This window comes from Nocardia flavorosea, from assembly GCF_015477805.1.
Lineage (GTDB): Bacteria > Actinomycetota > Actinomycetes > Mycobacteriales > Mycobacteriaceae > Nocardia > Nocardia flavorosea_A.
This window is the reverse complement of record NZ_JADLQL010000005.1, coordinates 390,490-414,749: the sequence shown is the minus strand read 5'-3', so window position 1 is coordinate 414,749 and position 24,260 is coordinate 390,490. Positions and strand designations below refer to the sequence as shown.

General features: G+C 65.8%; 31 protein-coding genes. 19 read left to right on the top strand and 12 right to left on the bottom strand.

Features of this window, described 5'->3' with window-relative positions:
• Positions 1 to 409: 409 nt before the first annotated feature.
• Positions 410 to 1,873: a M20/M25/M40 family metallo-hydrolase gene (locus IU448_RS23550; protein WP_195057825.1), complete on the bottom strand. Its 1,464-nt coding sequence runs from the start codon at positions 1,871 to 1,873 to the stop codon at positions 410 to 412.
• 382 nt (positions 1,874 to 2,255) lie between these two features.
• On the opposite strand from IU448_RS23550, the gene IU448_RS23545 reads away from it, so the two are divergent.
• Positions 2,256 to 2,990: a DUF4191 domain-containing protein gene (locus tag IU448_RS23545; RefSeq protein ID WP_195057824.1), complete on the top strand. Its 735-nt coding sequence runs from the start codon at positions 2,256 to 2,258 to the stop codon at positions 2,988 to 2,990.
• A gap of 35 nt (positions 2,991 to 3,025) precedes the next feature.
• On the opposite strand, the gene IU448_RS23540 is transcribed toward IU448_RS23545, so the two are convergent.
• Positions 3,026 to 3,394 carry a YrdB family protein gene (locus tag IU448_RS23540; protein ID WP_195057823.1) on the bottom strand — a complete coding sequence of 123 codons (369 nt, stop codon included), beginning with the start codon at positions 3,392 to 3,394 and terminating at the stop codon, positions 3,026 to 3,028.
• Between the two features lie 37 nt (positions 3,395 to 3,431).
• Positions 3,432 to 3,962, bottom strand: a complete 531-nt coding sequence (locus IU448_RS23535; protein ID WP_195057822.1) for an RDD family protein — start codon at positions 3,960 to 3,962, stop codon at positions 3,432 to 3,434.
• A gap of 259 nt (positions 3,963 to 4,221) precedes the next feature.
• On the opposite strand from IU448_RS23535, the gene glnA reads away from it, so the two are divergent.
• From glnA to IU448_RS29805, 7 genes are all read left to right on the top strand, one after another.
• The gene (glnA, locus tag IU448_RS23530; RefSeq protein WP_195057821.1) at positions 4,222 to 5,658 is read left to right on the top strand and encodes a type I glutamate--ammonia ligase; all 1,437 of its coding nucleotides are present in this window, start codon (positions 4,222 to 4,224) and stop codon (positions 5,656 to 5,658) included.
• Between the two features lie 172 nt (positions 5,659 to 5,830).
• Entirely contained in the window at positions 5,831 to 6,076 is a 246-nt protein-coding gene (locus tag IU448_RS23525) for a hypothetical protein (protein ID WP_195057820.1), read from the top strand.
• Positions 6,077 to 6,556: 480 nt separating this feature from the next.
• Positions 6,557 to 6,877 (top strand): WXG100 family type VII secretion target, encoded by a 321-nt coding sequence (locus IU448_RS23520; protein WP_195057819.1) that lies wholly within the window; start codon positions 6,557 to 6,559, stop codon positions 6,875 to 6,877.
• Between the two features lie 29 nt (positions 6,878 to 6,906).
• Positions 6,907 to 7,203 carry a WXG100 family type VII secretion target gene (locus tag IU448_RS23515; protein WP_195057818.1) on the top strand — a complete coding sequence of 99 codons (297 nt, stop codon included), beginning with the start codon at positions 6,907 to 6,909 and terminating at the stop codon, positions 7,201 to 7,203.
• Between the two features lie 34 nt (positions 7,204 to 7,237).
• Positions 7,238 to 8,884 (top strand): hypothetical protein, encoded by a 1,647-nt coding sequence (locus tag IU448_RS23510; RefSeq protein ID WP_195057817.1) that lies wholly within the window; start codon positions 7,238 to 7,240, stop codon positions 8,882 to 8,884.
• Positions 8,875 to 9,327 (top strand): hypothetical protein, encoded by a 453-nt coding sequence (locus tag IU448_RS23505; protein ID WP_195057816.1) that lies wholly within the window; start codon positions 8,875 to 8,877, stop codon positions 9,325 to 9,327. The genes IU448_RS23510 and IU448_RS23505 overlap by 10 nt, the downstream gene beginning before the upstream one ends.
• Before the next feature lie 75 nt (positions 9,328 to 9,402).
• Complete coding sequence (locus tag IU448_RS29805) at positions 9,403 to 9,636, top strand: DUF4926 domain-containing protein (protein ID WP_195057815.1); 234 nt, start codon at positions 9,403 to 9,405, stop codon at positions 9,634 to 9,636.
• Between the two features lie 252 nt (positions 9,637 to 9,888).
• Here the strand turns inward: IU448_RS29805 and IU448_RS29145 are convergent, their stop codons facing one another.
• From IU448_RS29145 to IU448_RS23485, 3 genes are all read right to left on the bottom strand, one after another.
• Positions 9,889 to 10,116, bottom strand: a complete 228-nt coding sequence (locus tag IU448_RS29145; protein WP_324188689.1) for an excisionase family DNA-binding protein — start codon at positions 10,114 to 10,116, stop codon at positions 9,889 to 9,891.
• Positions 10,117 to 10,569: 453 nt separating this feature from the next.
• Positions 10,570 to 11,088 (bottom strand): DNA-directed RNA polymerase subunit beta, encoded by a 519-nt coding sequence (locus tag IU448_RS23490; protein ID WP_195057814.1) that lies wholly within the window; start codon positions 11,086 to 11,088, stop codon positions 10,570 to 10,572.
• Entirely contained in the window at positions 11,085 to 11,378 is a 294-nt protein-coding gene (locus IU448_RS23485; RefSeq protein WP_195057813.1) for a hypothetical protein, read from the bottom strand. Before IU448_RS23485 ends, IU448_RS23490 begins: the two co-directional genes overlap by 4 nt.
• A 245-nt stretch (positions 11,379 to 11,623) precedes the next feature.
• Between IU448_RS23485 and IU448_RS23480 the strand changes: the two genes are divergently transcribed.
• Together IU448_RS23480 and IU448_RS23475 are read left to right on the top strand one after the other, a co-directional pair.
• Positions 11,624 to 12,508 (top strand): helix-turn-helix domain-containing protein, encoded by an 885-nt coding sequence (locus tag IU448_RS23480; RefSeq protein WP_195057812.1) that lies wholly within the window; start codon positions 11,624 to 11,626, stop codon positions 12,506 to 12,508.
• Positions 12,505 to 12,702: a DUF397 domain-containing protein gene (locus tag IU448_RS23475; RefSeq protein WP_195057811.1), complete on the top strand. Its 198-nt coding sequence runs from the start codon at positions 12,505 to 12,507 to the stop codon at positions 12,700 to 12,702. The genes IU448_RS23480 and IU448_RS23475 overlap by 4 nt, the downstream gene beginning before the upstream one ends.
• A 342-nt stretch (positions 12,703 to 13,044) precedes the next feature.
• On the opposite strand, the gene IU448_RS23470 is transcribed toward IU448_RS23475, so the two are convergent.
• Positions 13,045 to 13,836: an amino acid ABC transporter ATP-binding protein gene (locus tag IU448_RS23470; RefSeq protein ID WP_195057810.1), complete on the bottom strand. Its 792-nt coding sequence runs from the start codon at positions 13,834 to 13,836 to the stop codon at positions 13,045 to 13,047.
• Positions 13,836 to 15,314: an ABC transporter substrate-binding protein/permease gene (locus IU448_RS23465; RefSeq protein WP_195057809.1), complete on the bottom strand. Its 1,479-nt coding sequence runs from the start codon at positions 15,312 to 15,314 to the stop codon at positions 13,836 to 13,838. The genes IU448_RS23470 and IU448_RS23465 overlap by 1 nt, the downstream gene beginning before the upstream one ends.
• A 235-nt stretch (positions 15,315 to 15,549) precedes the next feature.
• Between IU448_RS23465 and IU448_RS23460 the strand changes: the two genes are divergently transcribed.
• Positions 15,550 to 15,795, top strand: a complete 246-nt coding sequence (locus IU448_RS23460) for a Smr/MutS family protein (protein WP_195057808.1) — start codon at positions 15,550 to 15,552, stop codon at positions 15,793 to 15,795.
• A gap of 51 nt (positions 15,796 to 15,846) precedes the next feature.
• Here IU448_RS23460 and IU448_RS23455 read toward each other — a convergent pair whose 3' ends face one another.
• The gene (locus IU448_RS23455) at positions 15,847 to 16,212 is read right to left on the bottom strand and encodes a VOC family protein (RefSeq protein WP_195057807.1); all 366 of its coding nucleotides are present in this window, start codon (positions 16,210 to 16,212) and stop codon (positions 15,847 to 15,849) included.
• Positions 16,213 to 16,305: 93 nt separating this feature from the next.
• On the opposite strand from IU448_RS23455, the gene IU448_RS23450 reads away from it, so the two are divergent.
• The 3 genes from IU448_RS23450 to IU448_RS23440 all read left to right on the top strand — a co-directional run bounded on the left by IU448_RS23450 (position 16,306) and on the right by IU448_RS23440 (position 18,096).
• Positions 16,306 to 17,250: a helix-turn-helix transcriptional regulator gene (locus IU448_RS23450; RefSeq protein ID WP_195057806.1), complete on the top strand. Its 945-nt coding sequence runs from the start codon at positions 16,306 to 16,308 to the stop codon at positions 17,248 to 17,250.
• A gap of 100 nt (positions 17,251 to 17,350) precedes the next feature.
• The gene (locus IU448_RS23445) at positions 17,351 to 17,566 is read left to right on the top strand and encodes a DUF4287 domain-containing protein (protein WP_195057805.1); all 216 of its coding nucleotides are present in this window, start codon (positions 17,351 to 17,353) and stop codon (positions 17,564 to 17,566) included.
• A 227-nt stretch (positions 17,567 to 17,793) separates the two neighbouring features.
• On the top strand, positions 17,794 to 18,096 hold the full coding sequence (locus IU448_RS23440; protein ID WP_195057804.1) for a hypothetical protein: 303 nt from the start codon (positions 17,794 to 17,796) through the stop codon (positions 18,094 to 18,096).
• Positions 18,097 to 18,121: 25 nt separating this feature from the next.
• Here the strand turns inward: IU448_RS23440 and IU448_RS23435 are convergent, their stop codons facing one another.
• Together IU448_RS23435 and IU448_RS23430 are read right to left on the bottom strand one after the other, a co-directional pair.
• Positions 18,122 to 18,319 (bottom strand): helix-hairpin-helix domain-containing protein, encoded by a 198-nt coding sequence (locus tag IU448_RS23435; protein WP_195057803.1) that lies wholly within the window; start codon positions 18,317 to 18,319, stop codon positions 18,122 to 18,124.
• A 41-nt stretch (positions 18,320 to 18,360) separates the two neighbouring features.
• Positions 18,361 to 18,915 (bottom strand): TetR/AcrR family transcriptional regulator, encoded by a 555-nt coding sequence (locus IU448_RS23430; RefSeq protein ID WP_195057802.1) that lies wholly within the window; start codon positions 18,913 to 18,915, stop codon positions 18,361 to 18,363.
• A gap of 100 nt (positions 18,916 to 19,015) precedes the next feature.
• Here IU448_RS23430 and IU448_RS23425 point away from each other — a divergent pair, with 100 nt between their 5' ends.
• The 5 genes from IU448_RS23425 (at position 19,016) to IU448_RS23405 (ending at position 22,924) form a co-directional block, all read left to right on the top strand.
• Entirely contained in the window at positions 19,016 to 19,702 is a 687-nt protein-coding gene (locus IU448_RS23425) for a class I SAM-dependent methyltransferase (protein ID WP_228813946.1), read from the top strand.
• A gap of 79 nt (positions 19,703 to 19,781) precedes the next feature.
• Positions 19,782 to 20,366 (top strand): DUF4178 domain-containing protein, encoded by a 585-nt coding sequence (locus IU448_RS23420; RefSeq protein ID WP_324188688.1) that lies wholly within the window; start codon positions 19,782 to 19,784, stop codon positions 20,364 to 20,366.
• 49 nt (positions 20,367 to 20,415) lie between these two features.
• Positions 20,416 to 20,841, top strand: a complete 426-nt coding sequence (locus IU448_RS23415; protein ID WP_280459103.1) for a DUF4247 domain-containing protein — start codon at positions 20,416 to 20,418, stop codon at positions 20,839 to 20,841.
• A gap of 41 nt (positions 20,842 to 20,882) precedes the next feature.
• Positions 20,883 to 21,308, top strand: a complete 426-nt coding sequence (locus IU448_RS23410) for a DUF350 domain-containing protein (RefSeq protein WP_195057801.1) — start codon at positions 20,883 to 20,885, stop codon at positions 21,306 to 21,308.
• A 38-nt stretch (positions 21,309 to 21,346) separates the two neighbouring features.
• Positions 21,347 to 22,924: a polyamine aminopropyltransferase gene (locus IU448_RS23405; protein WP_195057960.1), complete on the top strand. Its 1,578-nt coding sequence runs from the start codon at positions 21,347 to 21,349 to the stop codon at positions 22,922 to 22,924.
• 152 nt (positions 22,925 to 23,076) lie between these two features.
• Here the strand turns inward: IU448_RS23405 and IU448_RS23400 are convergent, their stop codons facing one another.
• Positions 23,077 to 24,237, bottom strand: coding sequence for an FAD-dependent monooxygenase (locus tag IU448_RS23400; RefSeq protein ID WP_195057800.1), 1,161 nt, complete (start codon positions 24,235 to 24,237; stop codon positions 23,077 to 23,079).
• Between the last annotated feature and the right edge of the window lie 23 nt (positions 24,238 to 24,260).

Here is a 24,260-nt window from a genome sequence, read left to right as displayed (position 1 = left end):
CAGCTGTGTGGAATCAATCAGGCCGCAGTGAACACTCCGGGATCGGCCCCGGAAGTGAATCCGACCGACCCGGCGGCGGGCAACGGTAGCGCTGTCTGGCTACCTCGCACCGATACGCCGACGGTCGACGGGATGGATGGCGCGGTGGCTGTTTCGCGGCCGGGGTGCCCGGAACCGCGGCACCTCGTCCCGAAACAGCCCACGCTCATGCGGGCCACCTTATCCGATGGCCCGACCGGTCGGTCGGTCCGGATCATCGCCCGCGCATAGACCGGCACCGTGCGCGGACCCGCAAACCCGTCCACCGGCACCGCCGATTCCGCTGGCGCGCACCGTGTCCGGCCCGCGGTGGACCGACAGCAACGCCGAGGATGGGCCCGGAGTCCGCGGCCGGTCAGCGCGCGGTGGGTCAGTTCGAGCGGCCGGGTTCGGCGAGCGCGGTGAACAGGCGCCGGTTGAATTCGATCAGCCGCGCGTAGTTCACCCGCGACAGCCGCTCATCGGTACCGTGGATCCGCTCCAGATCCGCCGCGGTGAGCCGGATCGGCGCGAAATTGCAGCGGGTCGCGGCCAGATCGTCGTAGTGACGGGAATCGGTGGCGCCCGGCACCAGACCGGTCGTCACGGCCGCCTCCGGCGCAACCTGCCGGGTGATCTCGGCGATCAGATCGAACTGCGGTCCGGGCGCGGGGGAGGGAGAAGGTTCGGCCGACATGCCCACCAGTTCGATCGACACCCGGGAGTCGCGCACCGTCCGGCGGCAGTGCGCCAGCACCGAGTCGACCGAATCACCGGGCAGAATCCGGAAATTGATCAACGCCTCCGCCTGCTGCGGCAGCACATTCGCCTTCACCCCGCCCCGGATCACCGTCGGCGCGGTGGTGGTGCGCACGAGCGATTCGGTCTGGGGCGTCGCGGCCAGAATCCGGGCGACCACCGGCGCCGCCGCCCCCGCGAACCCCAGCAGCCGGCGCTTGGCCGTCGGCAGATGAGGCCGCAGGCGAGCGAGCATATCGGTGACCACGGGCGTTATCCGCAGAGGCATCGGACGGTCCTGTACCCGGCTCACCGCCCGGGCCAACCGCCCGACCGCCGTCTCCCGTCCCGGCATGGAGGAATGCCCACCCGTATCGGTGACCGACAACCGGACCGTGGCGTATCCCTTCTCACCGACCATGATCGTCGCCACCGGCACCCGCACGTCCCGGACGATCCCGTCGGTGATCACTCCGCCTTCGTCCAGCAGCAGATCCGCCCGCACCCCGCGCGCACGCAACCGGTCCGCCATCCGCACGGCCCCGGTATCGCCGAAGACTTCCTCGTCGTGGCCGAAGGCCAGGTAGACGGTGTGGCGTGGTCGCAGACCGGCGGCCAGAGCCGATTCGGCGGCTTCCAGAATCGCCGTCACGCGACTCTTGTCGTCGATCGCGCCGCGACCCCAGATGAACTCTTCGTCGACCACACCCGCGAACGGCGGATGGGTCCAGCGGCCGGGTTCGTCTGCGGGCACCACATCCTGGTGCGCCAGCAGCAGGGCAGCGGTCCGGGTGTCGTCGATTCCGCGCCAGGTATAGAGGCGGCTGTGCCCGAACTTCTCGAGCTCGAGCTCGGCGTGCACGCGGGGGAAGGACTTCTCCAGGTGGGTACCGAGCCGACGGAACTCCGTGTCGAGCGAGGTCTGTGCCTCGGTGTCGAGCGAGGTTCGCGCCTCGATCGCGTCCGGTTCCGCCCCGGCGGCGGCGGTCTCCTCGCGGGAAAAGGTCCGCTCCTCGCGGGACACGGTGACACAGCGCAGCGCCACCGCCAGCCGTTCCGCGGTGGCGTCGTCGACCGGGTCGCCGGACGACGGACGGGACTCGAGGTTGGTGGACATCCCTGTATTGTCCCGTCCCGGAGTCCCGGAGTCCCGGAGTCCCGGAGTCCCGGAGTCCCGGAGTCCCGGCGCTACCGAGATGTACCGGAATCGGATCGCGCCGATGATCCCGCGCCGCGGTAACTGCACGTCTCTCGTGTCGCCCCGTAGTGGGCGGGTCATCGAGGAAGACTCGGCGCGCACGAGTCGCTGCGCCCAGGTTATTGCAGGCCAGTGCATCGTAGCGGCCGACGATACCGGCGCGGCGGCCCGTGACTCGCCGACTCTCGTGGGGGCTCGAACGCTGCTGCCGGCCGGGTGACGGGTGCAGGCGGCGAGACCGGTGTGGATGCTTTCCCGTCCCCTGACCGGCAGCCCTGCCGCGGGCATTATTGTGGGGGTCATGGCAGCAGGCAAGCCCGACAAAGAGGCGAAGGCCGCGGCGAAAGCGGCGCGCAAAGCACAGTCGAAGGAACGTCGTCAGCAGATCTGGCAGGCGTTCCAGATGCAGCGCAAAGAAGACAAACTCCTGCTGCCGCTGATGATCGGCGCCGTGGTGCTCACCACGCTGGTGCTGTTCGGGATCGGTTTCCTGTTCGATGTGCAGTGGTTCCTGCTGCCCCTGGGCCTGCTGCTGGGTGTGCTGTTCGCTTTCATCATCTTCGGCCGGCGCGTGCAGAAAACCGTCTACGGCAAGGCCGAGGGCCAGGCCGGGGCCGCGGCCTGGGTGCTGGACAACCTGCAGGGCAAATGGCGGGTCAGCAACGGTGTCGCCGCCACCACCCAGCTCGACGCAGTACACCGGGTGATCGGGCTACCCGGTGTGATCTTCGTGGGCGAGGGCTCGCCTCAGCGGCTGCGTTCGCTGCTCGCCCAGGAGAAGAAGCGCACCGCCCGGCTCGTCGGCGACACCCCCATCTACGACGTGATGGTCGGTAACGAGGAAGGTCAGGTTCCGCTGAAGGAACTGCAGCGCTACCTCACCAAGTTGCCCCGCAATATCGACACCAAGCGGATCGATCAGATCGAAGGCCGGCTCAGCGCGCTCAGCGCCCGCGGCGGCCCGGCGATGCCGAAGGGCCCGATGCCGACGAACGCCAAGATGCGCGGTATGCAGCGCACTATCCGCCGCCGCTGAGCTGTATTTTTGGCGCCGCCTGCGGCGGCGCGGGCTCAGTGCTGCACCAGCCAGAGCAATCGGTCGTAGGCGATGAGGTGGTAGGCCAGCAGGATCGCCGCGGAGATCAATGCGAGCTGGGGCAGTCCGGCGAACCACAGCGCGGCCGCCCCGCCCCAGAACACCGCGAACTCGACGATCAGCCGCACCGGCCCGGGAACGGCGACCGGTGCCGCACCCGAGCGGCTCGGATCGTCCGGAACCGCGAACACACCCCACGCGGCAGCGGCGACCACTGGCAGCAACACCACGAGCAGCCAGCGGGCCGGGCTGTCGGTCAGCCGCCAGCCCGAGATCGCAAACGATGCGAAGGCAGACAGCTCCAGCAGGAACCGCAGGCCCAGCAGAGCCGGATTCAGAGACACCGGGCAATCCTATGGCCGCGGGGTGCCCGCGACTCGGTCAGCGCGTGCGGACCACCGCGGTGCCGGTTGCACGGTCGTGCATTCCGCGTCCGTCGCCGTCGGTGAACAGCGCCGGGACCACGAAGGTCAGCAGGACCTGCCGGCCCAGCGCGCGGAGGAAACCGACCCGCACCGGGGCGTCGACCCGGATCACCCGCAACCGCAGGAAATACTGACCCGGCGTGAAACCGAACAGCGCGACCGCCACCAGCCCGATCACCATCCAGACCATCCACGTCGGCGTGCTCAACGCCCCGGCCACAGCCTCGAACGGCGTCGGTGCCGCGACCCCGGCCGGCAGTTCGGCCTCGGCGATGATCCGATCGGGATCGGGGCGCACGATGAGCGCGGCGACACCCATCGCGATCACCCAGTCCACAACCATCGCCGCGATCCGGCGGGCCATCCCCACCAGCGATCCCGCGCCGGTGCGGGGCAGTCCGATATGTTCACCCGCGTATTCGCTCGGTTCCGGATCGCCCGGTTTGTCGGTGGGGCCGGTGAGCCAGGATCCGGTGACACGTGCCATGAACCCCAGGATAGGCGTCGCGGTTTCCGGCATATCGGGCGGTCACCGTGCACAAAGCCCTGCCCACCTGCAGGGTCGTGGCTGTCTCGGTGGCCCGGCGCGCGGTAATGTCCGTGACGTGGCCGACGACACGTGCCGTGCGGCACGTGTAACACCGGCGAAACAAACCCTTGACGGCCGGGAAACACCCTGTCCATACCGTCGGATCGCGACGCCCCGCACTCGATACTGGCTGGGATCTATCCGTTAGGAGAGCTAAGTGACGTTCAGCACGGCCGACGAGGTCATCAAGTACATGGCGGATCAGGATGTCGAATACGTCGATATCCGTTTCAGCGATCTGCCCGGTGTGCAGCAGCACTTCTCCATCCCGGCGAAGGCGTTCACCGCCGACCTCGCCGAAGAGGGCCTCGCGTTCGACGGCTCCTCGGTGCGGGGATTCCAGTCCATCGACGAGTCCGACATGCTGCTGCTGCCCGACTACAGCACCGCGCAGCTCGACCCGTTCCGGGCGGCGAAGACGCTCAACATGAACTTCTTCGTGCACGACCCCTTCACCCGTGAGGCCTACTCCCGCGACCCACGCAATATCGCCCGCAAGGCCGAGGAGTACCTGCGCTCCACCGGTATCGCCGATACCGCCTTCTTCGGTGCCGAGGCCGAGTTCTACATCTTCGATTCGGTCCGCTACGACTCGCAGATGAACGGCGCCTTCTACGAGGTCGAATCCATCTCCGGTTCCTGGAACACCGGTTCGAAGGTCAACCCGGACGGCAGCCCCAACCGCGGCTACAAGGTCCGCAACAAGGGCGGCTACTTCCCGGTGGCCCCCTACGACCACTACGTCGACCTGCGCGACAAGATCTCCACGAACCTGCAGAACGCCGGTTTCGAGCTGGAGCGCGGCCACCATGAGGTAGGCACCGCCGGGCAGGCCGAGATCAACTACAAGTTCAACACCATGCTGGCCGCGGCCGACGATCTGCAGCTGTTCAAGTACATCGTCAAGAACACCGCCTGGGCCGAGGGCAAAACCGTCACCTTCATGCCGAAGCCGCTCTTCGGCGACAACGGCTCGGGTATGCACGCCCACCAGTCGCTGTGGAAGGACGGCAAGCCGCTGTTCCACGACGAGGCCGGCTACGCCGGACTGTCGGACCTGGCCCGCCACTACATCGGCGGCATCCTGCACCACGCCCCGTCGCTGCTGGCGTTCACCAACCCCACCGTGAACTCCTACCACCGCCTGGTCCCCGGCTACGAGGCCCCGATCAACCTGGTGTACTCGCAGCGCAACCGCTCCGCCGCGGTCCGCATCCCGGTCACCGGTAACAACCCGAAGGCCAAGCGCATCGAGTTCCGCGCCCCGGACGCCTCGGGCAACCCGTACCTGGCCTTCGCCGCCATGCTGATGGCCGGCCTGGACGGCATCAAGAAGAAGATCGAACCGCTGGCCCCGGTCGACAAGGACCTCTACGAGCTCCCCCCGGAGGAGGCCAAGAACATCCCGCAGGCCCCCACCAGCCTGTCCTCGGTGATCGACCGCCTCGAGGCCGACCACGAGTACCTCACCGAAGGCAATGTCTTCACCGAGGACCTGATCGAAACCTGGATCACCCTCAAGCGCGAAAACGAAATCGCCCCGGTGAACCTCCGCCCGCACCCGTACGAGTTCGAACTCTACTTCGACGTGTGATCCGGATCTGCGGTTCCCGCCCTGCTTCGGGCTTGCGGCCCGCAGTAGGTACGCAGTAGAAGGTTGCGAGTCCACCCGCTCGGCGATCGTAGACGCGATCACCGAGCGGGTGGACTTGTGTGTGTCCGCTGAGAAACAGCCGTGGGCAGGCGTTGCAGATATTCTGGGGATCATGACGGCGGCCTTCGATCATATGACTCTGCGTGACCTCGTCGGTCTGCTGAGCGAGGACGAACAGCGGGATCTCCGCCCGGTCGTCCTCCCGCTGGTAGCCAGTCATGGCGAGCCGATCCCGGAACACGACGTCGCCGGCGAGACTGCGCGCCACCTCTCCTTCGCCGGCACCGTCGAGGCCGAGCCCGATTTCGCATCGTCGTCTCAGGAAGTGCTGTGGCGTGACCTCGGCGGACGTTCGTGATCGTATTGTGATACAGGCCTGCCCGCTGTCCGTCCTTGCGGTTGCCGAACGACTCGGGACCAAGCGAGTAGCGACGCTCGACCACCGTCATTTCCGCCAAGCGGTCCCGACGCATTGTGCGGCTCTGGATCTCGTGCCCGGTGAAGAGAAACTGACCAGAAATCGGCAACGGTAGCCGACGGTTGTGGCCGGTCGATGACGCGATCGCCATCCTGCAGAAGGCGAGGTTCAGCGCGCCGAGCCGGAGAGGTACCGGACCTGCGCCCCGTCATGACCCCGAGGTTGCCGGCCTTGAATATGTGGTCGGGAAATACCTGCAGGGCAAGTGGTAGCCGTCTATGGCGGAAAGCTCTATGGCGCTTCATGACCGGTTCCGGAGGAACGGACTCGCCGTGCGGTCATCCAGATGACTTGGACCGGTATGATGTCCCTAATCCGCGGCGGCCGGCAACGGCCTCGCTGGACGGCTGAGAGTGATCGATGGGGGTAGCGGCATTGGTGGAAGGGGAGCTATCTGTAGTTCCTGAGGATGTCAGGAACATCGGCCGCATCGCTTATCGGATTGCGACCGAACTTCGTTCGGGTGCATCGACACTCGATCTGGACGTGACAACGCTCCTGAGCTCGTGGACCGGGACGGCAGCCGATTCCTACCGTGCGGCCTGGGCCGAGCTGCACGACAGTTCCGAGGTCGTGTGGAACGAGTTGTTCGAGCTGGCGGAGAAACTCGGGATCACGGCCGACAACTATGTCCAGACCGACGGTTCCACCGCCGCAGCGGTATCCAGTCTGAATTTGTAACCACCGACGCTCGACTCGAGGAGTACACGATGACCGGTGAATTCGGTGTCGACCCGGCCGCACTGGAGGACCTCACCGCACGTTTGCGCGGATACCAGGGCTTTCTGGAAGATTGCCTGACCGGCCTGGAATCGCATATTCGCGGAATGGACCCGTCCTGGTCGGGTCTCGCCGCCACAGCGTTCAACGATGCCCATCGGGACTGGAGCAAGGAAGTTCAGGACATCCGGGATAGCGTCACAGACCTCGAAAAATCCGCGGCAGCGGCGCATACGAGCTACACGAATGCTGCCACGGCAAATGCGGGAATCTTCCGCCGCCGCTGAATCCGGCCCGACTAACGCTCGAAGGCAACTATCCATGGCACCGCCCATTCTGGTGGACCCCGAGATCTACTACATGTGTGCGCGAGAACTTCTAACCGAGTACGGCACCATCGACAATGCGGTCGCGCAGGTTCTTGTTCCCCAGTTGGCCGATACCTACGGCATGGGTGGCAACGACCATGTGGCCGGCAACTGGAACAGTGAATACCGGAGGGTCGCCGACCATATGATCGCGACCCTCGTCTCGTACGGAAACGCACTGCTCACGTTCAGCGATATGTTGAATCTTGCCGGATACAACTGGGCTGTGGCGAATTACGACGCCGACCGCAACCCGAACAGGGGCCCGCAACCGGCGATGCCGCCCCCGCGCGTGGGGCAGAAGATGGACGCTGCCCGTGTCGGGATACCGGATGCGCAGCCCGCCCCGTATACGACACACGACCGCGGACTCACGGCTCAACCGGCCGCGCTTGCGGATCAGCTCATCACCGAGCTGAGGCAGAACAATACCCAGATCCCCGAAGGCGATACCGCGGCTCTCGGCAGAGCCGCCGCCGCGTGGCAGGCATTCGCCGACCACAATGCCTGTTCCGGCGGCGGCAGCCGGTTACAGAATCTGATCGGAACCTTCGGCCCGGTTCGGACTCCGGAAGCGCCCGATATCCTCGACGATCTTACAATTCTGCGAGACGGAGCGAATGCTGTCGGTGCCGCCGCCAAGGGTTTCGCGACAGCAGTGCGAGGCTTCGAAACCGGGCTGGCAGATTTTCGATCCTGCCTGTCGGGCACAGTGCCCGGCGCATTCTCCGATGCGGCGGCCGCGGCGTCGATACACGACGCCGCGGTATTGATCGCATGCTCCGGCGAGGTATCCACCGAATCGGTCCGCACGGGCGCGGCGACTCTCGCGGGCGCGGTGTCCGGTCATGACCTCTACGCCGTGACCGCGCAGCCGCATTTCCCCGATACTGATGCTCTGCCCACGATCCAGGCCAAGCTGGAAGAAATCGCCCAGTCGCCGATTGACGAGCTCGCCAATCGCGCCACCTGGAACTCCGGCCCGGTGAGATGTACGCCCAAGCCCGAGGGGCAACAAGACTTCGGCGACGCCGACGACCGAGTCAAAGCCTGGATGCAGGATGCAGTCGAGTACGGCAATAAGACCGGTGTCGATCCACGCCTGGTTCTCACCGTCCTGTACAACGAAGGTGCCCTGCGGTCGGACAGTTGGATAGAGGAAACCATTAGTGATCCGTACGATGCTTTCCGCCAACTGGCGAATGCTCCTCGCAAGCTCGTCGATGACGGTGTCGGAACGTCGCTGGGGCTTGCGAATATGAAGGAGGACACCTTCAACAAGCTGAAGGAAATTTATCCAGAGGAGTTCGCTGGGGTATCTTGGCAGCAGATCGCGACGGACGATTCTTTGGCAATAAAGGCCTTGGCGTTCAACCTGGCCAGGCTTGAACCCGCGTCTGCCGAAGACGTAGACGATAACATCGTTGAGAGATATTCCCACAATGAATATCTTGCGTTGTCTTATAACGCCGAGAAATTCTTGGAAGAGTACAACGAGATGGGCAAAGTGGGGCCTGCGGGGCAGAACTACATCAATATGACCAACGAACGATGGAAGATTGCGGAAGACCTATTGGACGGGGCGTACAAATGCTGCTGATCCCCTCCTCGCGGCGCGGCAAGTTGACGCTTCTGATTTGGATAGCAATCATGACGGCGGCAATCTCCTGGTGGGTTATTGCAATCCAGCCCGAAGGCGAAGCGAAGCATGCGGACGATATCGAAGTTCCCGGCTATGAACAGATCTACAGGTCCACAGTCGGCGACGGAGGTGTCGAGATAGCCTTTGCAGGGCCGCGGGATGATCAAATATCTCAGAAGATCTCCGCTCCGGATTTGAAGATCTCGTCGGTTATTCGGGACAGTGGGCCCACACGGTACGACTGGGTAACCTCCGGAAAGTTCGATGACGGCTGCCGGGTGTACGTGCAGGGAGTTCCCCCTGGCTCCGTAAAATGGAAGCAGTATACTGCACATAAGCCTCCCGGCGCGTACAGTTCGTCGGATATTATTTCTCTTTCTTTTGTCTGTGGCAGCGGGTAAACGGAGTGGAAGCGCCCACGATCTCGGCGCGGAAAAATAGTTACCGCGATTCCGACCAAAAAGTAGAGGAGCGGAGTGTTCAGCGAAGGCGATGTGGTGAAACTCGCGCACGTGGTATCTCCCGAAACCCGACATTTCTGGATTGAATCAGGTAGCGGAGAAATACCTGCTGACACTGTGGGGGCAGTGGTGGCCGTGTACAGATCAGACTCTGGTGAGTCCTCGTACGAGGTAGAGTTCGTTGCTGCCGACGGTGCTACGCTCGGAGTAGTAACGCTGACCGAGAACGACATACGACCTTTCGGTTGATGAGATCGACGGCGATGACCGCAGGGTCTCCGCCAAGCGAATAGATACCGATTCGGAGGCAGGTCGACGCTGCGAGGATGATGTCTCTGAATTCGGTAAAGAAGAACCGTTCGATTCTATTTCGTATACGTATGCGGCAAGAAAGATAATTGAGCCTGGTGATCTCCTCGTCGAGGCGCGCAAAGCGGGCGCTCCGTCGATCTGTGGCGGGGTGGTGGATCCGGCTCCGGTTACACGACCACGCAGGCCATCTCAGATTCCCAGTTCCTGTCCCAGTTCGGAGAGTTCGTCGGCGGCGGCGCGACCGGATTCCTCGAGCCGGCGTTCGTAGGTGCAGAGATCGTCGAATCTGACGCGTCGATGGGTTCCCACCAGACGAAAAGGGATTTCCCCTGCTTCGAGGAGGGCCACCAGATGCGGTCGGGACACGTTGAGCATGTCGGCCGCCTGCTGTGTGGTGAGCTCCGCGTCGGAGGGCACGATCGTCACTCCGCGGCCGCTTGCTGCTTCTGCCAGCACGAACGCAAGCAGGTCGACGCTGGGTCGACCTGTGGCCGTGATGCTCGAGATGGACGGGAACGGGCCTGATTCCTGTGCGGATGATCTCGCGAGATAGCCATACGATTTGCCCGGTTAGGCGGTATCGGATGCGCTGTCGCCGAGATCCGGCCGGTCGGCATGTCGCGTTGGCCCATCATGAAAATTCTGGGACACACAGGTGGTTGCGAGTTGAGCGGTGTAAGTAGAGGCGTTCGTTGGGGAGGCGGGGGAGGCCGGTGGGCCGGCCGGGGAGAATGGTGGCGGCGTCGGGGTGGTGGGTGCGCCATTCGTGGAGGAAATGGTGGGCGGCGGTGTGGCAGGCGGCGTAGTCGAGGCGGAGGTCGTGGAGGTGGATGCTGAGGTGGAGGTCGGGTTCGTGGGGGCGGGGTGAGGTCATGGGCGGGGTCCGAGGGTGGAGGTGCGCAGCCAGCCGGTGCGGGCGGTGCAGGCGCGGATGGAGTCGAGAACAGTGTGGGCGGCGGGGCGGAACGGGTTGTGGGGGAGGTGGATCCAACGGCGGAAGTGTGTGTCGCGGTCGGTGGGAGACGGGAGGGCAAGGGTGGTGCCTGGGTGGGTGAGCGAGATGTGGAGGCGAAAGAGTTCGGTGAACAGTGCGGTGTCGTCGGGGAAATCGGGGCGGATGAGGAAGGTCCAGCGGCCGGAGCGGGGATGCGAGAGGACGGGGCCGAGGGCGGGGACAGCGTCTCGGCGATAGCAGTGCTGGAGGTCGGTGTGGACGGCATGTGCGAGAGCCGAAGGCAGAACGAGGGCAGCGAGGTGCCCGGAGGCGACGGTGATTCGGCCGAGTTCGGGTGGGTCTATGCGGGCAGGGAGATCGCAGACGCGACGGTAGAAGACGCAGCGGGCGTGCGGGGTATCTCCGAATGGCACGGATGGTGTCGGCTCGGTCATGAGCGTTTTCCGGTCGTGTATGCGGCGGCGGTGGTGTAGCGGATGCAGGTGTGGTCGGCGTGGGCAGCCATCAATTGGTGGGCATGGGAGTAGCTGCGGATGGGTTCCTGGGAACGGCAGTCGTCGGCGCGGTGTTCGTCGGAAAGGTGACGCAGTCCGTCGGCGAGACGGCGCAGGATCGCCGGATCGTCGGTGACCCAGGCTTCGCGTGCGTGCCAGAGGCGCAGGGTGCCGGCCATTGCGGGGTCGGACGGTTGACGGATGGGCAGGAATGGAAGCTCTGGACGCATGACGTGGTACCTCGATGCTTTCGGTTGGGAATAGAGGCGGGCGCCCGGTCCGGTGTGGCGCGAACCGAGTGGTGACAGCGGGAGCGACCCGTACGTTGTCCTCCTGGCGCAATGCCAGCTCACCACGGTGGCGCAGGCACGCCAATAACCTCGGTGAATATTCAAGCGAACTTGTCCATAGCCGCTGAGCACCGATTACTGTGAATGCCGGGGCAATTCATCGTGACAGAGGGAGGGCGTGTTCGATGTCAGGTTCATCAGCGGGTTCGACGGTTCCGCGACGACAGTTGGGGCGGCACCTACGCGAGCTGCGCACAGGGGCGGGATACACGATCGCCACGGCGGCGGAACTGCTCCAGTGGAGCCCCAGCATGTTGCAGCGGGTGGAGAAGGGGCATGTGGACAAAGTCCGCGATGTGGACGTGCGTGAGCTGTGCCGGATCTACGACGCGGAGCCGGAGTTGGCCGAAGCGCTGGTCGGACTTGCGCGGCAGGCAAATACAGAGGAATGGTGGCATTCCTATGGGGATCTGATTCCGGAGAACTTCGATGTGTATGTCGGGCTCGAGACGGTTGCTACCGAGCTGACTGTTTACCAATCCGAACTGGTGCCAGGTTTGCTGCAAACGGCTGACTACGCACGAGCGCTGATTCGGACCGGGCACCCGAACCGTAGCGCTGCCGAGATCGATCGTCGCGTGCAGATGCGTATCAAACGCCAAGCCCTACTGAAACGCTCGATTCGGCCGGTGCAGTACAACGTGGTGTTGCATGAAGCAGCTTTGCGGCGGGCCGTCGGATCTCGCACGGTCATGAGCGCCCAGCTCAAGGCGATCGCCGACCTGAGTACTCGACCGAACATAAGCATCCGAATGCTGCCGTTCGCGGCGGGCTATCCCACTGGTGACCAGATCGGGTCGTTCATCATCCTGGATTTCGGGCCGGGCGGGAAGGGAAATCAGGTCGAGCCGCCGGTGGTCTATGTAGAAGGTTTCACCGGAGACCTATACGCCGATAAACCACTAACGGTGCGCCGGTACCGTGATGCGTACCAGGTCATCCGGGGTGTCGCCTTGGACGGACAGGACAGCCGGAAGAAGTTCCGGGATCTTGCGAAGGAGTTTGTATGAACGTGGACATGTCCGGGGCTCGCTGGTTCAAGAGCAGCCGCAGCGGTGCGAGTAAGGAATGTGTCGAGGTAGCGCACCTGCGCGGTGGAGAGGTCGGTGTCCGCGACTCCAAGAACCCTACTGGCCCGGCGCTGGCATTTGCCGCTGATGAATGGGATGCCTTCACCGGCGCATTGCGCCATGGCGACTTCTGACGAACCTTTTCAGCGACGGCCCGTGCTCCGCCATGGAGTGCGGGCCGTCGTTCCATAGGTGCAACAGCCAGTCAGGCAGTTTCGGTGGCTGTCTCTTCTCTCGCTCCGCCCACGACGGCTCGGGCGCAGCCTCTTTCAGTGGCGAATTCGAAAGGTCACCGAGAACCTGGCCGAGTTCCTCGAACTGATCCGCCTGCCGGTCGTTCGATTCACGGCCACCGGAGAGCCCGGATCGATCTGAACGCCGATCCAGTCGGCTCGCGCGCCGAACTCGCGGGTGTCGTCGAGGAGCGTTTCACCGATATCGAAAACAACCGACTCGACCGCAGGCATGCGGCCAACCTACCCGGGGTCGAGGATGCGTTTGAGGAAGCGGCGGGTTCGTTCTTCGCGGGGGTCGCCGATCACCTGGTCGGCGGGGCCACGTTCGACGATGGCGCCGTCGTCGAGGAACAGGACCTGATCGGCTACCTGCTGGGCGAAGCGGATTTCGTGGGTGACGATGACCATCGTCCAGTCCTGGGTGGCGAGGTCTTTGATCACCGCGAGTACCTCGCCGACCAGTTCGGGGTCGAGTGCCGAGGTCGGTTCGTCGAACAGCACGACTTGCGGTTTCAGGGCGAGGGCGCGGGCGATTCCGACGCGCTGCTGCTGGCCGCCCGACAGCTCGAAGGGGTAGGCGTCCGCGCGGTCGCCGAGCCCGACCTGATCCAGCAGGGTCCGGGCCGTGGTGACGGCTTCCTCCCGGGGCCGCTGCTGGGCGACGACGGGGCCTTCGATGATGTTCTCCAGCACCGTGCGGTGCGGAAAGAGGTTGTGCGACTGGAAGACCATTCCGCTTTGGGCGCGTAACCGGCTCGCTTCCCGGCGCCCGGCCCGGCCGCGGGGCAGCCGGGCGAAGTCGATCTCGACGTCGTCGATGCCGATCACCCCGCGTTCGGGGATATCGAGGGCGTTGAGGGAGCGCAGCACGGTGGTTTTGCCCGACCCCGACGGGCCCAGCAGGACGGTGGAGGTGCCGCGGCGGGATTCGAAGTCGAGGCCGCGCAGCACCTGCCGGTCGCCGAAGGACTTCTCCAGGCCGCGCACCCGGATCCGCGCGGGTTCGGAGTTGTGCTCAGTGGTGTCGGTCATTATTTGGCCACATACCTGTCGAGTCGGGTCTCCAGTCGTTTCTGCGCGGCGGAGAGGGCCGCGCAGATCACCCAGTAGTAGAGCGCGGCGAACGTATACAGGGCGAGGAAATCGTTGCTCTCGGCCGCCGCGAGCTGGGCCTCGCGGAACAGTTCGGTCAACAGCACCACCGAACCCAGCGAGGTGTCCTTCAGCAGTGAGAGCAGGGTGTTGGACAGCGGTGGCACCGCCGTTCTGGTCGCTTGCGGTAGGACGATACGGCGTAGCGTCTGCGCATATCCGAGACCGACGGTCGCCGCCGCCTCGAACTGTCCCTTCGGCACCGCCAGAATCGCCGACCGGATCACTTCGGCCGCATAACCGGCCACATTGAGACTGAACGCGATCACCGCCGCGAGGAACGGATCGAACTTCAACCCGATCTGCGGCAGTCCGTAGAAGACGATGAACAGCTGCACCAGTAGCGGCGTGCCGCGGATGATGGAGATGAACGCCCGGGCCGGCGCGGCGAGCAGCCGATGCGACGATATCCGCGCCAGCGCGACCAGCAGCGCGAGCGCGAGCCCGATGGCGAAACTCAGCGCGGTCAGCGGGATCGTCACCTTCACCAGGCCGACGAACATCGGCCACGCCGCCCCGCGTAACACCTCCCAGGTGCTGCGGGGTCCGCGCCCCTGGGACAGGTCGGCGGTGCCGCCGTCGGGTATCGACACATCGGCCTGGAAGTACTTCTGTGAGATGGCGGCGAGCGTCCCATCGGCGGCCAGCGCGTCGAGTGCCCGGTTCGCCTGGTCGAGCAGGGCCGTGTCGTCCTTGCGGAAGGCGAGGACCTGCTCGCTGGTCTCCTCGCCGGCATCCCCGACGATCTCGATATCCGTGGCCCCGGTGCTGGCGAGATAGTCGAGTACGGCGATGTTGTCGTTGACGATCGCGTCGACCCGGCCCTGCGTGAGCAGCGCCGCCGCCTGCGCGAACCCTTCCACCGCTTCGACATGAGCGCCGGCGTCCCGCGCGACCTGAGCCCAGTTGCTGGTGCTGGACTGTGCGGTCGTGCGCCCGGCCAGATCGTTCAGGGTTTGGATCCGCTCGTCACCGGAACGCCGGACGATCACGCCACGCGAATAGGTATAGGGGTCGGACAGTCCGTACTTCGCGCGGCGTTCGTCGTTGACCGAGACTTGGTTGGCGATGACATCGATCCGCCCGGAATCCAGGGCGGGAAAGACCGCGTCCCATTGTGTTTCGACGAATTCGAGTTCCCATCCGGCCCGGTCGGCGATCGCCCGGACCACCTCGATGTCGTAGCCGGTGAGCTGCCGGTCGCCCGGATCATGGAACGAGAACGGTGGATAGGTGCCCTCGGTACCGACCTTCACCACCGGCGGGCCGGGTTCCTGCGCCGTCACCACGCCTACCTGTGTAGCCGCGGCGAGCCCCAGGAGCAGAGACAGCACCACTGCTCTGAGCACGTGTCGCATCGGCGATCCCCTCGTATCGACCGGAACCGGCATCCGGCACTGGACAAAGAGCGTAGTGCGAAACGGAGCACAGGTCCGGGTCGCCTCTCGCGATACGGGAACGCTCGGTCTTGCAACGGTTCCCGACCCGGCGAATCGCAGCCATTTCCAACAGTGGGTGCTGGTGGTGAGAGGGCGTTGCTGTGCAGCGGTATATTGCTACGTCACTGGAGTTTCCGCATGTAGGACGTGTCTCGTGCTCAGTTTGGACCTGCATCCCATTTTTCGTAACAATCGCGATATCGATCATGCGATGCGGCAGTTTCTCATCCGCGCCGCCGGCTCCGGTGCGCCGGTCGCGGAAATAATCCCAGGAAAGGGATCCGGGCAACTCAAAGCCCGCGTTCTGACCTTTCTGGATCAAAAACATGTAAAGAAGCTCTATGTGCGTCGAGAGGCTGATCCGGGCAATGCCGGCCGGGTGCTCGTGTACTTCGTATAGAGCCTTGTGATGGTCGGTGTGGCGCCGGCATCTCCGGCGCCACACCGTGCCTCAGTCCACCGGGGCGACGCGAATCAGGTTGCCGTCGGGGTCGGCGGCCACGAAGGTCCGGCCGAAGACCTCGTCGTAGGGTTCGGTGACGATATCGACGCCTTTATCGACCCATTTCCGGAAATGGCTGTCGATCTCCTCGCGGCCACCGGGCAGGGTGAGGCAGAGTTCGGTCGTACGAGGCCCGGAGAAGGAGAAGCTCTCGTCGACACCGCTCCACACGGCGAGCTGGATGCCGCCGGCGAGGTCGAAGGCGATGAAGCGTGGGGTTTCGAAAACAGGCTTCATCTCGAACAGATCGCCGTAGAAGCGGGCGGCGGCGGCCGCGTCGCGGACATAGACGATGAACATGTTCGGTGTGGTCATGGGGGTGTTCTCCTCTTGCCGTTGTTGTGGACCAGACGAGATTCGCTGCCATACCTGACAGGTTCCGGCAGGTTTTCGGAAGAATGTTCCGGTATGACGCCGGATCGCTTCTTTTCCCTGCTGATCGCCCTACAGTCGCGGGAAACCGTCACCACCACCGATCTAGCCGCCGAACTGGGCATATCGGTGCGGACGGTGTTCCGGGATGTGCAATGGCTGCAGGACGCCGGGTTCCCGATACTGGTCCGGCGGGGGAGATGGGGTGGGGTGACGTTGTTGCCCGGTGGCGCGCTCGACCTCGCCCGGCTGACCCCGGCCGAACGTGACCATCTCGCATTGTCCGGGCTCGACGATGCGCAACGCGATCAACTCGGCGGCGGGATCGACGGACGGCGGGCGAGGAGCAAGGTGGCGCCGGGGCGGGGGCGCCCGGAGAATCTGTTGCCGGTGCATGCGGTGGTCACCACGGACAACCGGCCGTGGTTCGGGCCGCCCGGCACGGGAATCGGCCCGGCGGAGCTGGTGGGCGATCTGCGACGCGGTGTCCGGTTGCGGGTCGCCTACCGCCGGTCGGACGAGACCGAGGCCACCTGGCAGGTCGTCGACCCCTACGGGCTACTGGCCAAGGGCGGCCGGTGGTATCTCGTGGCCGACCGATCGGCTCGGCCGCGCCTGTACTCGCTGGAACGGATCGCCGGCTGGCGCGCGCTGCGTACACCCAGGCGGCTGCGGGCCGGCGCGACCTTGCCGGCGGTGGCCGCGGAGCTTTCGGCGGGCTGGGAGAACGCGGGAGCCGTCCGGATCGAGGGCGAACTGACGGCCGTCCAGCTGGAACGCGCGAAACGGATCCTCGGCACTCGATTGACGGTCCTGTCGCCGGAAGCGGATGGCCGGGTGCGTATCGGTGTGGCCTGCCGGGTGGTCGAGGATGTCCGCCAGCTTCTGCAGTTCGCCGACGATTTCATCGTGACCGGACCGCCGGAGGCACGCGAACGGATCCGCGAGCTGACGGAGGCGATGCTGCGGCAGTACCGGTGAATATCCGTGTGTGTCGCAGGTCACAGGTTGTCGCCGACGAGTTTCCGGCCGGCACCCCGTCCAATGGCTGGAACGTTGTTGTGGAGCAAGGAGACCGAATATGGCGGCACAGGCGAAAGGCCCCGCGTCCTACTTCCCGTCCATCGAGGCGAAGTACGGCCGCACCATCGAGGAGTGGAAAGCCGCCTTGCGCGATTCCGGGTTGACGTCGCACAAAGAGCTCGTCGAATACCTGAAAACCGAGCACGGTTTCGGCCACGGGCACGCCAACGCGCTCACCCAGCATCACCTGCATCCTGAGAAATGGGCCGCCTGACGGATTGTCGACGGCCGGCCGGGCGAGTCGGCCGAAGCGCACGAGGGGTGCTGCGGAGCAACCGCATCCGCTCTCGGTCATCCGCCCGGCCGTGGTATCCGATTGCCGTATCGGGCCGTATCGGTGAATATCTACGCTGCGGAAATGCTGTGGTGTCCCCGAGTCCCGTCGTAGGCTTCGCCGCACACGATGGCGGTACACGGTCACGAGGGATTGGGGCGCACTCCATGGCGATTCGAGAACGACTGGGACTCGGCATGGCCGAGCCCACACCGGTCTACGGTGAACCGTTCGAGACGGCCGACGGCGCGATAGTCATCACGGTAGCCCGCCGCGGTGTGCTCGGCCCGGTACTGCGGCCCGCCGGGGTATTCGTCGTCCGCGACGGTGCGGCGACATGGGTTCCCGCCGTGGATTTCAACCGGATCGCATTCATGGGCGAGCTGATCGGCCTGCTCGCGGCCGTGATCACCGGCCTCGCGATCCTGCGCCGCCCACCCTGGCCCGACCTCGGCCGCCGCTGCGACTGACCCGGCCGCGCTGCAGGAAGCGATCTCAGCCGGGTTCGCCGCGCCGCGCCGCATCCAGCAACCGCACCGCCCGCGGTCCCACACCGTGCAGCGTGAGCAGTTCGTCCAGAAGTTTCGGCAGGTCGGCGAGCGTCCGATAGCCGGCGTCGAGCAGCGCACCGGTCGCCGGGCGGCCGATTTTCACCCCGTCGAAGACCGGGCCACGGTCCTGCGCGCTGCTCATCACGCGAAACTACACCGTGAGCATCGAATCCCGAAGCTTTGTCAGCGTTCCGGTATCAGAGGAGGTCGTGACCGCGCGCCGCGGCAGACCGCCTCGAAGAGGCGCCAGGCGAGTTCCGGCGCGACCGGGTTCGCGCGGTCGGTGACCGCGGTGAGCAGGCCGACAACTGCCCAGGACAGTGTGGTCACGGTGAGGTCGTCGGTGCGGGGGCCATCCTGTGCGTCGAGATGTTCGCGCAGGATGGCGGCCACACTGCTGCGATATCCGCGCAGCGCCGTCGCTGAGGCCCTGGGCCCGATCAACGGTTCATACACCTGTGGATAACGGGCGGCCAGGCCGATCATCACCCGAACCGGCGCCCAGCGGCCGCGGCCGGGGGAGCGGGCGATCTCCTGGCGCAGGTGTTCGCCGCAGCTCACCACGAGGAGATCGTCCTTGTCACGGTAGTGGGCGTAGAAGGTGGAGCGCCCGACGTCCGCTCGCCTGATCACATCGCTCACACCGATGCGGTCGTAGGCGCGTTCCATCATCAGTTCGATAAGGGCGCGGTGCAGGGCTTCGCGCGTTCGCCGGACGCGGCGGTCGGGGATGCTCATGGGTTTCCTCGTGGACAGTTCCGCCGGACCTGTCCGCAAACGTACAGATCGGGCATATCTGATTCTGGTCGACAACGGCAGCGGTGGCGACGATCGAACCATGACATCAGATCCGCGCACGCACAGCCCGATGTTCGTCGACGCGCCCGACACCGGCCTGGTCATCGAGGGTTTGCGGCGATACAACCTCTTCACCGCCGTATGGTTCCTGGGCCGGCATCGCCGGTTGCTCGCCGAGCTCGTGCAGGCCAGTGGCGCCGCGCCCGGAAACGCTGCCGTCGATATCGGCTGCGGACCCGGGAAACTCGTTCGCGCACTGGGCGCGGCGGTCGGGCCGCAGGGCACTGTGGCCGGTATCGACCCGTCGGCGGCCGCGGTCGACTACAACCGCCGCCGTGACGTGCATCCGAACCACCGATATATCCAGGCCCCCGCGCAGGCGCTGCCGCTGCCCGATGCCTCCGTCGACGTGGTGACATGCACATTTGTCATGCACCACATTCCCGGAGAACACCGCGAAGCCGCGGTCGCCGAGATGTGGCGAGTCCTGCGTCCGGGCGGCAGGCTGCTGCTCGTCGACGCCCGCCCCACCAGGTGGATGCGGTTTCTGTTCAGCCGCTCGGCTCGGCACCATGGCGCGGACCCCTTCGCGGAGATCGATATCCGGCGCTACACGCCGTCGCTACGCGCGGCCGGGTTCACCGATCTCCGATATATCGCGGGTCGTCATATGGCGGGGATCTCGACGGCGTCGAAACCGCATTCTCCGGACCGTCCACCGCGGTGAGCGGCGGGCCGGGGGTGTGAATGCTAGTCTCCGCTGAGACCGCCGGAGGGAGGCAGCCATCACCGCACTGTGGATCGTCGTGTTGATCGTGGTACTCGTCGTGGCGGGCATCGTCGCATATCTGCTCATCCGGCGCCGGAGTGCGCCGGCCGCGCCGTCCGGGCCGGTCGACCCGTTCGCCGACAAGGATTCCGATGCGCTACGCGGTGACCCGCGGGCGTTGAAAGCCGGCGATATCGTCGATATCTTCGGCGAAACCTTCACCGTGCGCGGTTCGCTGCGGTTGAAAGAGGGCGGCTACCAGTGGAGCGAGCATCTGCTGGACAACGCCGGGGGTGTCCGCAAATGGTTGTCGGTGGAGGAGGATCCCGAGCTCGAGCTGGTGTTGTGGACGGAGACGCCGGGTATTCCGGCACCCGGCGGTGACGAGCTCGAACACGACGGGAAGCGGTTCCGGCTGGAGGAGTCGGGTACCGCCCGCTACATCGGGGAGGCGACCACCGGGCTGACCCCGTCCGGGACGGTCGCCTATCACGACTATCTCGCCGCGGACGGAACCCGCCTGTCGTTCGAGGATTTCGGGGATTCGGGGAAGAAGGAAGCGGCAATCGGCCAGGTCGTCTACCGCAGCGCGATTATGATCTATCCGCAATCGCCGTCTTGAGTAGCTGCATTACCGGACGGGCCGGGTACCAGACGGGGGAAGGTTTTCTGTGAGTCGTAAATCCTGGGTGATCGCTGCTGTCTGCGCGGTCCTCGTCTGCGTGCTGTCCGGATGCGGGTCCGATGACGACGACAGCAGGGGAGCACGCTCCTACATCAGCTCCCACTACACCCGGGCCCCGAAACTCGACGAGAAGAACGACGGCCGGGCGTATACCGCGAACAAACAGCCGGGTGCGGTCGCCGACGAGATCACCCGGGCGGCGCGGCCACTGGACCGGCGTTCGAGTGGGCCGATGACCTTCCTGCAATACCGTGACGACATCATCGCGGTATCCCCGAATGGTTCCGGAACGAAGATCCTGGTCGACGACTACCGCAACGGTTACCGGCGCCACCACTCCTATGTCAGCGTCTTCGGCTGGCCCAGCACCAACAGCGGCTTCCGCGGCGGCGGTCCCGGCGACGGAAAATAGCCACCACCGCGCGTCCTACCGACCCCTTCCAGGAGGAAAGAATGCTCCAAGACCTGCCCGCGAACGCCGGGGCCGCGGCCGCCTACTCCGGCCTCGGTATCGTCCTGATGGTGCTCGGGTTCGTCCTGGTGGATGTCCTCACACCCGGTAACCTGCGCCATCAGATCTGGGTGGACCGCAACCGCAACGCCGCCCTGCTGGTCGCCGCGAATATGCTCGGCGTCGGCATCATCGTCGCCACCGCCATCTGGACCTCCGCCGGGGCGATCGGGCAGGCGCTGATCTCGAGTGCCGTCTACGGGGTCATCGGGCTGGTCGCGATGGGGCTGGCGTTCCTGCTACTGGACTTCGCCACGCCCGGCGAATTCCGGGGCGTGGTGAACGAACACGAACTGCATCCCGGGGTGTGGGTGAGCGCCGCGGTGCATCTCGCGGTCGCCGGCGTGGTCGCCGCCGCCCTTACGTAAAGGTGTCGGCGAGCACCCTGACAGCTGAACAGCCGCCGGTGGAGCCCGGCGGCACCCCGGCGACCGGATCCGCGGCGCAACAGCCGGGTGTTCCGGGGCGGTTCGCCCGGATAGCCCTGCTCCTCACTGTTTTCGTCTGCGCGGCCTGCGGTCTGGTATATGAACTGTCCCTGGTGACGCTGGGCAGTTATCTGATCGGCGATACCGCCACCCAGGCCTCGATCACGCTCAGCGTGATGGTGTGCGCGATGGGCGTGGGTGCGCTGGCCGCGAAACCGCTGCGGCATCTGGCCGCGCCGGCGTTCCTGGCGGTGGAGATCGCGCTGGCACTGGTCGGCGGATTGTCGGTGCTGGCCCTGTACGCCGCCTATGCCTGGCTCAACCTCTACACCGCGGCGCTGGTGCTGGCATCGTGCGTGATCGGCGCCCTGGTGGGCGCCGAAATCCCGTTGCTGATGGAACTGTTGCAGCGCATCCGGAAACAGGAGGCGGGCAGCGCGGTCGCCGATCTGTTCGCGGCCGACTATGTGGGCGCGCTGCTGGGTGGTCTGGCGTTCCCGTTCCTGCTGCTGCCGGTTTTCGGGCAGATCCGCGGCAGTCTCATCGTGGGTGTGGTGAACGCGCTGGCCGGGTTGGCGCTGGTGTTCATCTGGTTCCGCGCCGATCTGTCGCATCTGGTGAAGGCGACTTTCGGCATGGTCACGCTGCTCGTCGCGGGCGTTCTGATCGGCAGCTATATCTACGCCGACCGGTTCGAAGCCACCGCTCAGCAGGCACTGTTCGCGGCGCCGATCGTCTGGCAGCAGCAGACCGAGTACCAGAAGATCGTGCTCACCGAATCGATATCGCCGTTCGGTACCCGCGATACCCGGTTGTTCCTCAACGGCGATCTGCAGTTCTCGTCGGTGGACGAGTACCGCTACCACGAGGCGATGGTGCATCCCGCGCTCGCCGGGAACCGGGCGGACGTGCTGGTCGTCGGTGGCGGTGACGGGCTCGCCCTGCGCGAGATCCTGAAGTATCCGGATGTCCGCACGGTGACCCTGGTCGAACTGGATCCGGCCATGATCGACCTCGCCCGCACCGACCGCCGGCTCACCGAACTCAACCGGAACGCCTTCGCCGACCCGCGCGTCCGGACGGTCACCGCCGACGCGTTCACCTGGCTACGCACCGCCCGTTCCGACTACGACGCGGTGATCGTCGACCTGCCCGACCCCGATCAGACCTCCATCGCCAAGCTCTACTCCACCGAGTTCTACGCGATGGCCGCCCGGGTGCTGGCCCCGGAGGCCACCATGGTGGTGCAGGCGGGTTCACCGTTCTTCGCCCCGCACTCCTACTGGTGTATCGCGGCGACCGTTCGCACGTCGGGGTTGACCGTGCTGCCCTACCACGTGGACGTGCCGAGCTTCGGCGATTGGGGTTTCCTGCTCGCCACCCGCGACCCGGCACCGCAACTGCGCCTCGACCCACCGGCCCCGCTGCGGTCGATCGACGAAACCAGCCTGCAGGCGGCAACGGTTTTCGCGCCGGACCGCCGCGATACCGGCGAACAACCCTCCACGTTGATGCACCCGGTGATCCTGGACCTGGCGCGCAAGGAATGGGTGTAGCGCCCGGCCACCATCGGATCGGGCCCGCGATACCGCGGCCCCGTCGATCGAAGGGATCGAGCCGCGGCGTGCTCGGCGAACCGCCGTGACCGGGCAACTGCGGTCTGCCTCCGGGCTGCTGCGTTACCCGCTGTGAAGGCGAACGCGCGGATTCAGCTGGGCGGTCGCCAATCCAACACGGGCGCCAAGCCTCGCAGCGCCGTTCGCATCGGAGTCAACCGCACGACCACATCCCGTATCACCACCGCCGGTGGCCAGGACATCTGCAGCGCGGTACCCATCCGGCGCGACAACCGCTGCAACGGTTCGACCCGGGCCCGCCGGACCCGGTCGTATTCGGTGAGGGCGGACGGGATATCCCGGTTCCGGTCGAGCAGAGCCGCCACGGTGACCGCGTCCTCGATCGCCAGATTCGCGCCCTGGCCCAGGTTGGGCGTCATGGCGTGGGCGGCGTCCCCGAGGAGTGCGATACGCCCCCGGACGTAGGTGCCCAGCCGCGGAAGTTCGTAGATATCGTGCCGCAGTAGCGTCGCCGGATCGGCGGCGGCGAGCAGATCCGGGATGGGTTCGTGCCATCCGGCGAACCGGCGGCGGAGCTCGGCGAGTTCGCCGCCCGGACTGCCGGCGTCCGCGGGCAGGGTGGCGGAGCCGTAGAAGTACACCCGGCCGTCCCGCAGCGGGGCGATACCGAAACGCTCGCCCCGCCCGATGGTTTCGCCGCCGGAACAGACGGGTGTGCCGGGCCGGACGATCGAACGCCAGGCGGTGTAACCCGCGTAGGCCGGTGGTGCGGCATCGGGCCAGTGCAACCCCCGGACCGTACTGTTGATGCCGTCGGCCCCGAGCAGAACGTCGGCCTCGGAGCTGCCGCGACTGTGCCGGACCAGGACACCGCCGCTGGTGGCTTGCACCGACTCCACCGCCGCGCCCAGCCGGAGCGGTTCGTCCCCGAGCGCACCGCGCAGGATCTCGAAGAGATCGGTCCGGTGGATCATCACCAGATCGCCGTAGCGTTCCCGGACGCCGGAAACGTCGGTCCGGGCCAGCCATCGGCCGGACGGGTCGCGCATCCCCGCTTCGGTGGCCGACAGCGCCTGCTCCCGGACGGCCGGTCCGGCGCCGATCATATCCAGCCCGCGTAAACCGTTGGGCCACAGACTCAGCCCGGACCCGGCCGGCCCGACCGTACCGGCCCGTTCGAGGACCTCGACCTGCCAGCCGCGCTGCCGCAACGCGACGGCCGCGGTGAGCCCCGCGATTCCGGCGCCGACCACGACGGCCCGCCGCCGCTCTCCGCCCGATCCGCCGTTCATAGCCACCTCCCGTATCGGGCTCC